Source organism: Nocardia sp. NPDC055165, assembly GCF_053606985.1.
On sequence record NZ_JBSGSS010000006.1, the window covers coordinates 1 to 12,511 of the forward strand.

Genomic DNA, 12,511 nt, shown 5'->3' on the forward strand with positions numbered 1-12,511 from the left:
CCACCGAATCGGTGGTGCGGGCCTCTTTTTTGTTTCCTCCGCTACATTCCTAGCGGTCTGTTTTATCCAGTAAATCGGTGAGTAATCTTTTCGTGATCAAACCCACACTGCTGGATTGCACTGTGGAGGACACGGATTGGCGATCTTCGCCGTATCGTCACACCCAGCTTTTCGTTCTACCGCCTCAAGTCTGCGGTATCGGCATTGAGGGTTTTTCGCGCGTGCTCGACATTTATCACTTCAGCTACGGCTGGATCACCCCGGTTCTCGCCTACTTCATGTCCGTCACGGGCTGTCTGCTCGGACTGCAGTGCGCGGCCCGCGGGCGCAATGCCACCGAGGGACGGGTCGGCTGGCTCATCGGCGCCGCGATCGCGATCGGCGGGACCGGGATCTGGGTCATGCATTTCATCGCGATGCTCGGCTTCACCATCCGCGGCACCGAGATCCGCTACGACATCCCGTTGACGCTGTTCAGCGCGATCACCGCGATGGTGGTGGTCGGAATCGGGCTGTTCATGGTCAACAAGCCGCAGCCGACCCTGCGCTCACTGCTCTCCGGTGGCGTCATCACCGGCCTCGGTGTCGGGACCATGCACTACACCGGCATGTACGCGATGAGATCCAGCGCGACCGTGCGATACGACCCGGCGATCGTGGCCCTGTCGATGGTGATCGCGGTGGTGGCTTCGGTCGTGGCTCTGTGGTTCACGTTGCGCGTCAAGGGTTTTCTCGCCACCGTGGGTGCGGCACTGATCATGGGTGTGGCCGTGTGCGGCATGCACTACACCGGGATGGCCTCGATGCACGCGCACACCGGACATCAAACCGCGCCCGCGACCGGCGCCGAGGCGATGCAATTGCTGGCGCCGCTGATCGGGGTGAGCAGCATCGTCACCATGCTCGTGCTGATCAGTGTGAGCCTCACCGAGATCGAGAACGAGGAAGCCCTGCCGCGCATGTGGCTCACCTCGCGGCACCGGCCCCAGCCGCGACCGGTCAAGCCCGCGCGCCCGGCCGCGCAGTACGCGCCGCCGGTCCAGCACGAGTACCGCACCGAGGAATTGAGCTACGACGGTGCGGGCGCCTGGCCACGCCGGGTCGTCGACTGATCAGGTCGTCGCGACACCCGAACGGCGCCTGACGAATTCGGCCACCGGCTCGACGACCCGGGCCGCGATCGGGCCGAGGATCGCCATCAGCAGCACATAGGCGGAGGCGAGCGCGGCCAGCTTCGCGTCGGCCTTGCCGTAGGCGACCGCCAATCCGGCGATGACGATGGAGAATTCGCCGCGCGCCACCAGCGCGGCGCCCGCCCTCGCCCGACCCATCTGCCGGATTCCCTGCCTGCTCGCCGCCCACCAACCGACCGCGATCTTGGTGCCGGTGGTCACCACCGCCAGCGCGACCGCCCAGGCGAACACCGGCGGGATCGCGGTCGGGTCGATCGACAGACCGAACGCGACGAAGAAGATCGCCGCGAACAGATCACGCAGTGGCTCCAGCAGTTTCGCGGCCTCGTGCGCGGTGGACCCCGAGATGGCGATGCCGAGCAGGAACGCGCCGACCGCGGCCGAGACATTGAGCGCCGAGGCCGCCCCGGCCACGAGCAGCGCGGCGCCGAGCAGCTGGAGCAGGAACACCTCGCGATCGGCGCTGTCGAGCACGGCCGAAACCACCCGCCCGAACCGCAGCGCCACCACGAGCACCACCGTGATGGTCGCCAGCGCGACCGCGAGGGAGATCAATCCGCTCAGCAGGCTCAACCCGGCCAGCATCATGGTCAGGATCGGCAGGTACACCGCCATCGCGAGGTCTTCGAGCACCAGGATCGACAGCACCACGGGCGTCTCGCGGTTACCGAGACGGCCCAGATCATCGAGCACCTTGGCCACGATCCCCGACGACGAGATGTAGGTGACCCCGCCGAGCACGACGGCGCCGAGCACACCCCAGCCCATGATGAGCGCGACCGCGACCCCGGGCAGGGCGTTGGCCACCAGATCGAGCACTCCGGCGGCCCAGGAGCGCCGCAGACCGGTCATCAGCTCGGGGGCGGTGTACTCGAGCCCGAGCAGCAGAAGCAGCAGCACGACGCCGATCTCGCTCGCCATGTGCCCGAACTCGGTGGCGGCGTCGAGCTCGATGAAACCGCCGCGGCCGAACGCCAGTCCGCCCAGCAGGTACAGCGGAATCGGGGACATCCCGAAGCGGCCCGCCACTCGCCCGCAGATCCCCAGCGCGAACAAGATCACGCCGAGCTCGAGCAGAGCCAAGGCCTGCGAGGTCACGGCGGTCAGCCGTGCACGAGAATCTTCGCGGCCGCTTCCAGGCCGTCCGGGGTGCCGACGACCACGAGCAGATCACCCTCGGTGAAGGTGAAGTCCGGGCCGGGTGACGGGTGGAGCTGACCGGCGCGCATCACCGCGACGATCGAGGTCTTGGTGCGGGTGCGCATGCCGGTCTCGCCGAGCGTCCGGCCCGCGTAGGGGGATTCGTCGACGATGGCGAGCTGGCGGGTGGTGATGCCCGGCAGATCGCGATGGTCGTCGTTGAGTTTGGCGACCAGCTGCGGCGCGCCGAGCAGGTTCGCCAGCACCGACGCCTCGTCGGTGGACAGCGGCACCTGGGCGGCGATGGCGTCCGGGTCGTCGGGTTTGGACACGATCAGATCGATGTCACCGTCGCGGTGGGCGACCACCCCGACGCGGCGCCCCGACCTGACTTCGAAATCCTTGCGCACTCCGATGCCCGGTAGCGCTGTGACGTCGACGTTCACACCGTCAACAGTAGCCGCGCCCGGCCGCGATTGTGGTCTACGCCACTCCCTCCCGGCGCGGTGTGCTGAACACGCCGTCGGATCCGGGCAGATACGGCTGCGCGGCCAGCACCGCGGCGACCGGCAGCGCCGTGTAGAGGTGCGGGAACAGCATCGACGACGGGTCGCTCGGCACGCCCGGTTCCCACTTCACCGCACCGGTGAACGCCGCCGGATCCAGCCACAGCACGACCATGTCGGCGCGCCCGGCAAAGAGTCGATTGGCGGGCAGGTGGACCTGCTCCGGGGTGGACAGGTGCACGAAGCCCGCATCGGCCAGCGAAGGCGGTCTGCGCTCGCCCACGCGGCGAGCTTCCTCCCATTCTTGGGAAGAACACAGGTGAACAAGGGTGTGAGTGTCGGATGTCACGGGTAATCTCCGGGTAGACAACAGGTTCGGACGGTCAAGACCCTGTCACAACTCGATCGTGTTCGGCCCGCTTCGGTGCTCGGCTCGTCCGTAACGAGCAACACCGCAGCGAGCGACATATCGGTGAGCGGCAGGTTCGAGTGGGAGGTGGCATCAGCGCTTCGCGGGTGATCGGTGGGTGCTCGAGACCGACGACCGGCGGGTGTTCGCTTTCAGCGAAACCGCAGGTCTGTTATCGAAAACACAAAGATTCACTTCCGGGAACAAAGCCTGAACCCCGAACGTCTGACAGAGTAGTCGTACCACTGCTGGGAAGTAGCGGATGCGAGCCGCGTGGAGTGACCACGAGGCCCACACCTAGGCGAACGGCCACGCAGCGCCGGGAGCCGGGACGGAGGAGTCATGCCAGGAACACTGACCAGCACCCCACTGACCGCACTCGATCGTTGCGATCGCTGCGGGGCGGCTGCCCGAGTGCGTGCCGTGCTTCCCGCGGGTGGCGAGTTGCTCTTCTGCCAGCACCACGCGAATGAACACATGGACCGCTTGCGCGAACTCGAAGCCGTGCTCAACACGGACGAAGCTCCCGCGATCTGACCACTCCTCGCGTCCGAAACAACCACATCTGACAACAGAAAACTCCCGACAGCGGGCGACCCGGACAGGGCGCCCGCTGTCGCTGTATCCGGGTATCCCGGCTATCGGGCGTCGGCGAGAATGCCGTCGACGAGGGTCGCCACGCCGTAGTCGAACGCGCCCTCCGGGTCGGCGGGCGCCTGGTAGTGCTCGCCGACGGCCGTACCGACCCGCCCGGCGAGCGGGAATTCGCCTGCGGGCATCACCTGGGCCAGCAAGGGGCCGTTGACCTCCCACCATCGGGCGTCGCTCAGCTGCGCGGCGGCGCCCGCGGCCGCGATGGCGAGGCGGGCATTGCCGGTCGCGAAGTCGGTGAGGACCGCGATCGCGCGGTCCATGGCCAGATCGCTCAGGCCGATGCCCTCGATCGCGGCCAGCTGATGTTCGTAGCGGCGCATCCGGGCGGGGCCGAGCACCTGGCGCCACGGGGACACCGCGAGGAGCCAGGGGTGCTCGATCAGCTCGGCCCTGATCCGGGTGGCGACGGTGATCATGCGTTCGCGGACCGGCAGGTCGGCCGGGATCGGGGAGTCCGCGGCGGCCACGGCGTCGACCATGAGCACGATCAGGGCGTCCTTGCTGGGGACATAGGTGTAGAGACTCATCGCGCGCAGACCGAGTTGCGTGGCGACCGCACGGATCGTCAGCTTGTCGATGCCGTCGCGGTCGGCCAGGGTGATACCCGCCGCCACCACGTCGTCGACGGTGAGCCCGGGTTTCGGGCCGCGCGCGCCCGGCTTCGACGGCAAGGAGTGCCGCCACAGCAATTCGAGGATCCGGGTGGCCTGAGCGGTCGATTCCCCGTCCTGGTCAGCGGGCACGAGCCATCCTCTCCGGAGATTGTGTCGAGCGTTCGGGAACAAACTCAGTACAGTGTACGTTGTTCGGTTGTTCGTGCTGCCCGATCAGAGGAGAACGTTCTGCCCGCCATTCAGGCCACCTACCTTCCCGACCGTCACCTGTTCGCCCTGTGGACGTGGACCGGGCACGACACCGGCCCCGCGCCGACGGGGGTCGGCGATCCGGAACAGCTCACCCTCGCGCTGCCGGTCGGTGAGCGCGGGGCGATCGAAACCGTCGAGGTGGCGACCGCGGTGGTCACCCCCGCCGAGCTGGCCGACGTCACCCTCGGCGACCTCGCCCCGTCCGCGCTGGCCTGGCGCGCGTCGATGACCGATGAGCGGTCCTTCGCCTTGCCTGCCGCCGCGCACGCCGTCCCCGACGCGGTCGGCACCGCGATCGTGTCCGCCGAGCGGGCGGCGCGGGTCTTGCGCGAGACACGGGCCCTCGACGGGGAGCTGGCGGGAGTTCTCGATGCCACGCTGCGGCCGTATCAGGTCCGCGGGGTGGGGTGGTTACGCGAGACCGTGTCGGCGTTCGGCGGGGCCGTGCTGGCCGACGAGATGGGGCTCGGGAAGACGGTGCAGACCATCGGGTTCCTGCAGGGCCGCTCCGACGGTCCGCAGTTGGTGGTGTGCCCGACCTCGCTGGTGGGCAACTGGGTGCACGAGATCGAACGGTTCGCACCGGGGTTGAAGGCGGTGTCGTGGCGCGGTGGCGCGGTGCCCGCCGGCGCGGGGACGGTTCTCGTGACCGGGTATCCGACCCTGCGGCTGCACGGGGCGGCACTGACCGGTGAGCAGTGGGCCACCGTGGTGTTCGACGAGGCGCAAGCGCTGAAGAACCCGCGCACCCAGGTGTCGCGGGCGGCGCGCGCGCTGACCGCCGACGCGAAGGTCGCGCTGACCGGAACGCCGGTGGAGAACCACCTCGACGAACTGTTCGCACTGCTCAACCTCACCGTGCCGCGACTGTTCGCGCATCGCACGCAGTTCCGGCGCCGGTTCGTGCGGCCGATCGAGGAGGGGTCGGCCACGGCCGCGGCACGACTCAGGGACGCCGTCGAGCCGGTTGTCCTCGGACGCAAGAAGCTTCAGGTGGCGGCGTCACTGCCCGCGAAGATCCACAGCGATCTGCTGTGCGATCTCACCGCCGAGCAGGAACGGGTGTACGACGCGGTGCTCGCCGACGCCCTCGATGAGGGCTTCGGTTCCGGCCTGCAACGACAGGGACGGGTACTGGCCGCGCTCACCCACCTCAAGCAAGTGTGCAACCACCCCGGACTGGTTTCCGGCGACCTGGGCGAACTCGCGGGCCGCTCCGGCAAACTCGACCTGTGCACCGACATCGTGGCCACCAACCTCGACACCGGTGACCCCACGCTGATCTTCACCCAGTACCGCAAGACCGGCGATCTGCTGGTGCGGCACCTGGCCGAGCAGTTCGGCGTCGACGCGCCGTTCTTCCACGGTGGGCTCGACGCGACCCAGCGCGGCGACCTCGTCACCCGCTTCCAGGCGCCGGACGGGCCGCCGGTACTGATCCTGAGCCTGCGCGCGGCGGGCACCGGCCTCACCCTCACCCGCGCGGCCGATGTGATCCATTTCGATCGCTGGTGGAATCCGGCGGTGGAGGCGCAGGCCTCGGACCGGGCGCACCGGATCGGGCAGACCCGCACCGTCACCGTCACCACCCTCACCAGCGCCACCACGGTGGAGGAGCACATCGCCGCGATGCACACCCGCAAGTCCGCGCTGACGGACCTGTCCGATGCGGCGGGCATCGCCGAACTGGCCCGCCTCGACGACGACGCCCTCGTCGACATCCTGCGCCGGAAGCGAGAGAACTGATGGCCGACAACGAATTCGGTTACACCCAGTGGGGTCGGGATTGGGTGCGCCTGGCCGAACCGCTGCGCCAGACCCGGCCGGAACCACTGCTGCCCCGCGCCCGCAGCATCGCGCGCAACGACGGTGTGCGCGTCGAGATCGAGGGGCGAACGGTGCGCGCGCACCTGCATCGCGGCGGTCAGGCCTCGATCGCGCACGTCGAGGTGGCGCCGCTGTCGCGGGCGGCGGTGAGCGCGATCGGCCAGACGATCACCGACCCGACCGTCCTCACCGACGAGATGCACCGGGCATTGGTCGACGCGGGCCACTCCCCCGCGCCGACCCTGGTCAGCGCCGATTGTTCCTGCTCGGCGCGGACCGCGCGCTGCCTGCACGTGTTCGCGACGCTGTACACGATCGCGCGCGGGGTCGACGAGAATCCGCGCCTCGCACTGGAATTGCAGGGTTACTTCGACGCGACCGCCGAATCCGACGCGTCCGCCCAGGAACAACGCTGGACTCCCCTGCACACCCTCGACCCGGCCGACTTCTTCGACATCGTCCGCTAGGCGATCGGCCGACGAGACCTCCTGGAACGCAACGGGTTATCCGTGAGTCCTGCCGATCCCGCTCGACGAAGCCGGCGTCCGGAAGATACACAGAGCCCGTTCGGGCTGCGCCCGCCGCTCAGGCGTTGGTGCCGCCGTCGACGGTGAGGATCGCGCCGGTGATCGATCGGCCCGACGGACCCGCGAGGAAGGCGACGAGGTCGGCCACGTCGGCGGCGGCACCGAATCGGCCCAGCGCGTTGAACTCCCGTTGCGCAGGGGCGTGCCCGCTGTCCGCGGGGTTCATGTCGGTGTCGGTCGGTCCGGGCTGGACGAGGTTGACCGTGATGCCGCGCGGACCGAGCTCGCGCGCAAGGGCTTTGGTGAAGCCGTTGAGGGCCGACTTGCTGAGGTTGTAGAGCGACAGTCCACCGAAGAGCGCGCGTTCGGACAGGTTGGAGCCGATGGAGATGATCCGGCCGCCGTCACCGAGGTACGGGAGGGCAGCCTGGCCCGCGACGAAGGCGGCGCGGGCGTGGATGTTCAGCGCACGGTCGATCTCGTCGAGGGTGAACTCCTCGTAGGGCTTGGCCGGGAAGATACCCGCGTTGTTCACGAGGACGTCGAGCCCGCCCAGTTCGCGCGCAGTCTGTTCCACGGCGGCGACGACCGCTGCGGCGTCGCCGCTGTCGGCCTTGATCGGCAGCGCCCGCCTGCCCAGCGCCTCGATCTCGGCGGCGACCGCCTTCGCGGCGACCTCGTCGCGCTGATAGGTGAACGCCACATCGGTGCCGGCGGCGGCCAGTGCGCGGGCGATGGCCGCGCCGATCCCGCGGCTCGCGCCGGTCACCAGGGCCACGGTGTTGCTGCTCGTCATCAGGTTTGCTCCAATTTTGTAGTAGTCGATACACAAATAGAGAAGCGTATCCACAGCACCCTCGTCAAGAGTTTCTTACCGATCGACACAGAAATAAGTGGACGAGGCCGTCCGCCGCCGCGGGCACGGTATATTTACCGATCGGCACAGAAAGGTTTCGCATGGCAGAGCGCGGGCGCCCCCGAGGCTTCGATCGTGAGGTCGCGCTGCGTCGCGCGATGGAGGTGTTCTGGGAGCTCGGCTACGACGGCGCCTCGATGAGCGACCTCACCGCCGCCATGGGCATCAACTCCCCCAGCCTCTACGCCGCCTTCGGCGACAAGGAGGCCCTGTTCCGCGCCGCCGTCGAGCTCTACCGCCGCACCGAGGGCTCCTACACGGCGACGGCGCTGCGCGAGCAACCCACCGCCTACGCCGCGATCGAGGCGATGCTGCGCGACAACATCACCCACTACACCGACCCCGGTCTGCCCAACGGCTGCATGGTGGTCCTCGCCGGCGCGACTTACACCACCCGCAACGCCGCGGTGCGCGAATTCCTGGTCGAAGCCCGTCGCCACACCACGGCCGACATCCGCGCACGTCTCGATCGCGGCGTCACCGACGGCGATCTCGCCGCCGACACCGACACGGCTTCGCTGGCCATGCTGTACAGCACCGTTCTGTACGGGTTGTCGATCCAGGCCAGAGACGGCGTCAGCCCCGGCGAACTCAGCGCCGCCGTCGACAGCGCGCTGCGCACACTCGAAGCCGCGACACGCTAGGCGAAGCCCGCGGGCCGGCGCGTCGGCGAGGTTCGGTCTCTCAGATTCGACGCAGGGCGGCGATACGTTCACCCAATTGATCGACACTCGCCAAGGCCGTAGGCGGACCACCACATTCGCGACGGAGTTCGCCGTGGATCACGCCGTGGGGCTTGCCGGTGCGGTGGTGGTGCATCGCGACGAGGCTGTTGAGTTCGCGGCGCAGCTCGCCCAGTTTGTCCGAGGTGGCGACACGTTCGGCGACGGCCGCCGGCTGGGGGGCGGACTCCTGCGCGGCACTACGGTCGGCCAGCTGACGGGTCTGACGGTCGCGCAGGAGAGCACGCATCTGGTCGGCGTCGAGCAGACCGGGAATGCCGAGGTAGTCGGCTTCCTCGTCGCTGCCCGCGATGGTGGCGGTGCCGAAGGAGGAACCGTCGTAGATCACCTGGTCGAGCTCGGCGTCCGCGGCGAGGGCGACGAAGGACTTCTCGTCCTCTCCGGGCTCGTCCTTGGCCTTGTTCGCGTCCATCAGGAGCTCGTCGTCGAGGCCGTCCTTCTCGCGGTGCGGCTTGCCGATCACGTGATCGCGCTGCAACTCCAGCTGCGCGGCCAGGTCGAGCAACACCGGCACCGACGGCAGGAACACGCTCGCGGTCTCGCCCGGCTTGCGGGCACGCACGAAACGGCCGATGGCCTGCGCGAAGTACAGCGGCGTCGAGGCGCTGGTGGCGTAGACGCCGACGGCGAGGCGTGGCACGTCGACACCCTCGGACACCATGCGCACCGCGACCATCCACGGCTGGGTGCCCTTCCCGAACTCGCCGATGCGCTGCGAGGACTGCGGGTCGTCCGAGAGCACCACCGACGGCCGCTCGCCACAGATGTGCTCGAGCAGTTCGGCATAATCGCGGGCCCGCTCCTGATCGGTGGCGATCACCAGACCGCCCGCGTCGGGCATGCCCGACGCGCGCAGCTGACGCAGGCGCACATCCGCCGCACGCAGCACCGCCGAGATCCAGTCACCTGCCGGGTCAAGGGCCGTGCGCCAGGCCCGCGCGGTGTGTTCGGCGCTGAGCGGTTCGCCGAGGCGGGCGGTGTGTTCCTCGCCCGCGCTGTCGCGCCAGTGCGCGTCACCGGAGTAGGCCAGGAACACCACCGGACGCACGACGCCGTCGGCGAGCGCGTCGGCATAGCCGTAGGAGTGGTCGGCGCGCGAACGAGGGAACCCACCCTCGTCGGGCTCATAGGTGACGAACGGGATCTTCGAATCGTCACTGCGGAACGGGGTTCCGGTCAGCGCCAGTCGGCGCGTCGCGTCGCCGAACGCCTCCTCGGTCGCCTCGCCCCAGGTCTTGGCGTCGCCCGCGTGGTGGATCTCGTCGAGGATCACCAGCGTGCGACGGTTCTCGGTGCGCACCCGGTGTCGTGTCGGGTGGGCAGCGACCTGGGCATAGGTCACCACGACGCCGTGATAGTCGCCGGAGGTCGCGCCGGTGGAGTTGGAGAACCGCGAGTCCAGCTGGATCCCGGTGCGCGCGGCCGCGGCGGACCACTGGTGCTTGAGGTGCTCGGTCGGCGCGACGACGGTGATCTGATCCACCGTACGATCGGCCAGCAACTCCGCGGCAACACGCAGCGCGAAGGTGGTCTTACCGGCGCCGGGCGTCGCGACCGCGAGGAAGTCACGCGGCTTGGTGGCCAGGTACTTCGTCAACGCGCGCCGCTGCCAGGCGCGCAACGAACCCGACGGGGCACCTCCCGCGGCAATCTCGCCCGGTGTCCCCGCTTGCTTCGCCGTAGCGGCGCCACCCGACCCAGTCACGCAGTCGACCCTAGCCGCCCGATGCGGCGTGTCGCCAAACCGACGCGGGGTGGGCGACAGGCATCACAACCGCGCCCGTGGTCACCGGCCATTTACCTGTTACCCGCCGACACGATGCCCGGCCCGCACCACACAGACCCCCAACGTGCGGGATGCTTGACACCGAGATGAACAACGACCAGGTCCCGGCTGCCGACGCGGCGCACCCGCCGCAGGCGCTCCCGCCCCGCGACTCGCCCGCGCGCCCTGCGGTCGGCGCGCGGGCCGCTCCGCAACGTCGCAGCGATCACGCGCCGTGGGTGCGATGGCTCGCTACGGCATGGCGACTGGTGGTCCGGGTCGCGGTCAAGTGCTGGGACAACTCGATTTTCGCCAAGTCCGCGGCGGCGGCGTTCTGGCAGACCCTGTCGCTGGCACCACTGCTGCTCGGCCTCCTCGGCAGCCTCGGCTATGTGGGCGGATTGTTCGGGCCCGACACCGTGCAGATCGTGGAGAGCAAGATCATCGCGTTCAGCCGCGAGTTCTTCAGCCCGTCGGTGGTCTCGGACCTGATCGAACCGACCGTCGACGACGTGCTCGGCCGAGGGCGCGGCGCGCTGGTGTCGGTGGGTTTCGTGCTGTCGCTGTGGGCCGGATCCTCGGCGATGGCCACCTTCGTCGACGCCATCGTGGAGGCGCACGGACAACAGGACGCCCGTCATCCGATCTGGCAGCGGATCTTCGCGCTGCTGCTCTACGTGCAGTTCCTGGTGGCCGCGGTGCTCATCCTGCCGGTGATCGCACTGGGTCCCACCAGGATCGGGCGGGTGCTGCCCGAAGCGTGGCGGGAGCCGGGATTGCGGCTGATCGACACGTTCTACTACCCGATCGTCGGGCTGCTGCTGATCGTCGGGCTGACCACGCTCTACAAGCTGGCCCTGCACAAATCACTGCCGTGGCATCGGCTGTTCGGCGGCGCGCTGGTGGCCGGGGTCTTCTTCATGGCGGCCAGCGACCTGCTGCGCCGGTACCTGTCGTGGATCACCGCCACCGGGGTGAGCTACGGCGCGCTGGCCACCCCGATCGCGTTCCTGCTGTTCACGTACTTCCTCGGCTTCGCGGTGATCCTGGGCGCGGAGTTCAACGCCGCCGTTCAGGAGTTCTGGCCTGCCCGGGCCACCCGGATCGAGCAGGTCAAGGAATGGATCACCAGCCAGGTGCGGGGTGACGACGACGATGACGATGAGCACGACGAAACCGCCGGGGCCTGCTCCGAGGCACCGGCGTCACCGACCGAGCCCTCGGCTCAGTCGCCGTCCTTGCGCAAGCCCTCGTAGACCTTCTTGCAGTCCGGGCACACGGGCGAGCCGGGCTTGGCCGAACGCGTCACCGGGAAAACCTCGCCACACAGGGCGACGACCATCGTGCCCATCACGGCACTTTCGGCGATCCGGTCCTTCTTCACGTAATGGAAGAATTTGGGGGTGTCGTCGCTGGTCGTCTCGTCGGTCGTGGTTTCCGGGCGTACCAGAGTGTCTGTACTCACGCCTTCCATGATGCCGCATCCCGGCCCCGGGTCGCTGACCAGCCGCGTGTGCGCTCGATGACGCCGAGTGGAAGACTCGGGGTATGCAGTCCTACGGCGATGTCCCAGGCGCCGACGAACCGAAGCCGGACCCGGAAGTGACGATCCCCCCCGAGCCCAAGTCCTCGCGTGGGTTCTTCCGGCCCGCCCCCGCCGAACACGCCGTGCTGATCACCGAGGCCGCGCCCTCGCTCGACGACCAGCATCGCGCCAGGGTGCGCCGCTACACGTTCATCATGGCCTTCCGGATCCCCTGCCTGATCCTGGCCGCGATCGCCTACAGCGCGTTCGAGAACCCGCTGCTCTCGATCCTGATCATCGCCGCCTCGGTGCCGCTGCCGTGGATCGCGGTGCTGATCGCCAACGACCGCCCGCCGCGGACCAAGGACGAACCCAGCCGCTGGGACGGCCGCACGAACCAGATCGCGCTGGAATCCGGACAGCACAAGACCCTGGAATAG

The 12,511-nt window shown here is 68.8% G+C and carries 14 protein-coding genes; 7 read left to right on the plus strand and 7 right to left on the minus strand.

The genetic code is table 11. The features are described 5' to 3' along the window. Positions 1 to 221 precede the first annotated feature (221 nt). Entirely contained in the window at positions 222 to 1,112 is an 891-nt protein-coding gene (locus ACWFRF_RS14055) for an MHYT domain-containing protein (RefSeq protein WP_379316300.1), read from the plus strand. Here ACWFRF_RS14055 and ACWFRF_RS14060 read toward each other — a convergent pair whose 3' ends face one another. The 3 genes from ACWFRF_RS14060 to ACWFRF_RS14070 are packed head-to-tail and all read right to left on the minus strand — an operon-like array spanning position 1,113 to position 3,188. After that, positions 1,113 to 2,291 carry a cation:proton antiporter gene (locus ACWFRF_RS14060; RefSeq protein ID WP_378988632.1) on the minus strand — a complete coding sequence of 393 codons (1,179 nt, stop codon included), beginning with the start codon at positions 2,289 to 2,291 and terminating at the stop codon, positions 1,113 to 1,115. A gap of 5 nt (positions 2,292 to 2,296) precedes the next feature. Continuing rightward, positions 2,297 to 2,779 (minus strand): cation:proton antiporter regulatory subunit, encoded by a 483-nt coding sequence (locus tag ACWFRF_RS14065; protein WP_101466659.1) that lies wholly within the window; start codon positions 2,777 to 2,779, stop codon positions 2,297 to 2,299. Between the two features lie 37 nt (positions 2,780 to 2,816). Further along, positions 2,817 to 3,188, minus strand: coding sequence for a DUF952 domain-containing protein (locus ACWFRF_RS14070; protein WP_452450242.1), 372 nt, complete (start codon positions 3,186 to 3,188; stop codon positions 2,817 to 2,819). A gap of 402 nt (positions 3,189 to 3,590) precedes the next feature. Here ACWFRF_RS14070 and ACWFRF_RS14075 point away from each other — a divergent pair, with 402 nt between their 5' ends. Continuing rightward, positions 3,591 to 3,785 (plus strand): DUF7455 domain-containing protein, encoded by a 195-nt coding sequence (locus tag ACWFRF_RS14075; protein WP_378988628.1) that lies wholly within the window; start codon positions 3,591 to 3,593, stop codon positions 3,783 to 3,785. Between the two features lie 101 nt (positions 3,786 to 3,886). On the opposite strand, the gene ACWFRF_RS14080 is transcribed toward ACWFRF_RS14075, so the two are convergent. Continuing rightward, positions 3,887 to 4,645 (minus strand): TetR/AcrR family transcriptional regulator, encoded by a 759-nt coding sequence (locus tag ACWFRF_RS14080; RefSeq protein WP_378988626.1) that lies wholly within the window; start codon positions 4,643 to 4,645, stop codon positions 3,887 to 3,889. A 138-nt stretch (positions 4,646 to 4,783) separates the two neighbouring features. Between ACWFRF_RS14080 and ACWFRF_RS14085 the strand changes: the two genes are divergently transcribed. Together ACWFRF_RS14085 and ACWFRF_RS14090 are read left to right on the plus strand one after the other, a co-directional pair. Then, positions 4,784 to 6,514, plus strand: coding sequence for a DEAD/DEAH box helicase (locus ACWFRF_RS14085; RefSeq protein ID WP_378989122.1), 1,731 nt, complete (start codon positions 4,784 to 4,786; stop codon positions 6,512 to 6,514). Next, the gene (locus ACWFRF_RS14090; protein ID WP_379316547.1) at positions 6,514 to 7,062 is read left to right on the plus strand and encodes a hypothetical protein; all 549 of its coding nucleotides are present in this window, start codon (positions 6,514 to 6,516) and stop codon (positions 7,060 to 7,062) included. Before ACWFRF_RS14085 ends, ACWFRF_RS14090 begins: the two co-directional genes overlap by 1 nt. Positions 7,063 to 7,180: 118 nt before the next feature. Here ACWFRF_RS14090 and ACWFRF_RS14095 read toward each other — a convergent pair whose 3' ends face one another. After that, a complete protein-coding gene (locus ACWFRF_RS14095; RefSeq protein ID WP_387442493.1) occupies positions 7,181 to 7,918 on the minus strand; it encodes an SDR family NAD(P)-dependent oxidoreductase in 738 nt (245 codons plus the stop codon). Between the two features lie 161 nt (positions 7,919 to 8,079). Here ACWFRF_RS14095 and ACWFRF_RS14100 point away from each other — a divergent pair, with 161 nt between their 5' ends. Further along, positions 8,080 to 8,682, plus strand: coding sequence for a TetR/AcrR family transcriptional regulator (locus ACWFRF_RS14100; RefSeq protein WP_452450245.1), 603 nt, complete (start codon positions 8,080 to 8,082; stop codon positions 8,680 to 8,682). Between the two features lie 40 nt (positions 8,683 to 8,722). Here the strand turns inward: ACWFRF_RS14100 and ACWFRF_RS14105 are convergent, their stop codons facing one another. Further along, positions 8,723 to 10,432: a DEAD/DEAH box helicase gene (locus ACWFRF_RS14105; protein ID WP_452450599.1), complete on the minus strand. Its 1,710-nt coding sequence runs from the start codon at positions 10,430 to 10,432 to the stop codon at positions 8,723 to 8,725. Between the two features lie 206 nt (positions 10,433 to 10,638). On the opposite strand from ACWFRF_RS14105, the gene ACWFRF_RS14110 reads away from it, so the two are divergent. After that, positions 10,639 to 11,802 carry a YihY/virulence factor BrkB family protein gene (locus ACWFRF_RS14110; protein WP_379313031.1) on the plus strand — a complete coding sequence of 388 codons (1,164 nt, stop codon included), beginning with the start codon at positions 10,639 to 10,641 and terminating at the stop codon, positions 11,800 to 11,802. Here the strand turns inward: ACWFRF_RS14110 and ACWFRF_RS14115 are convergent. Beyond that, positions 11,772 to 12,011, minus strand: a complete 240-nt coding sequence (locus ACWFRF_RS14115; RefSeq protein ID WP_056815556.1) for a DUF3039 domain-containing protein — start codon at positions 12,009 to 12,011, stop codon at positions 11,772 to 11,774. The genes ACWFRF_RS14110 and ACWFRF_RS14115 overlap by 31 nt on opposite strands. Before the next feature lie 83 nt (positions 12,012 to 12,094). On the opposite strand from ACWFRF_RS14115, the gene ACWFRF_RS14120 reads away from it, so the two are divergent. Then, positions 12,095 to 12,511, plus strand: coding sequence for a DUF3099 domain-containing protein (locus ACWFRF_RS14120; protein WP_378988616.1), 417 nt, complete (start codon positions 12,095 to 12,097; stop codon positions 12,509 to 12,511).

Excerpts from the sequence above, each read along its gene's own strand:
- ACWFRF_RS14110 (WP_379313031.1), top strand. The coding sequence starts at position 10,639 with ATGCTTGACACCGAGATGAACAACGACCAGGTCCCGGCTGCCGACGCG.
- ACWFRF_RS14095 (WP_387442493.1), bottom strand. The coding sequence starts at position 7,918 with ATGACGAGCAGCAACACCGTGGCCCTGGTGACCGGCGCGAGCCGCGGG.
- ACWFRF_RS14120 (WP_378988616.1), top strand. The coding sequence starts at position 12,095 with ATGCAGTCCTACGGCGATGTCCCAGGCGCCGACGAACCGAAGCCGGAC.
- ACWFRF_RS14100 (WP_452450245.1), top strand. The coding sequence starts at position 8,080 with ATGGCAGAGCGCGGGCGCCCCCGAGGCTTCGATCGTGAGGTCGCGCTG.
- ACWFRF_RS14075 (WP_378988628.1), top strand. The coding sequence starts at position 3,591 with ATGCCAGGAACACTGACCAGCACCCCACTGACCGCACTCGATCGTTGC.
- ACWFRF_RS14090 (WP_379316547.1), top strand. The coding sequence starts at position 6,514 with ATGGCCGACAACGAATTCGGTTACACCCAGTGGGGTCGGGATTGGGTG.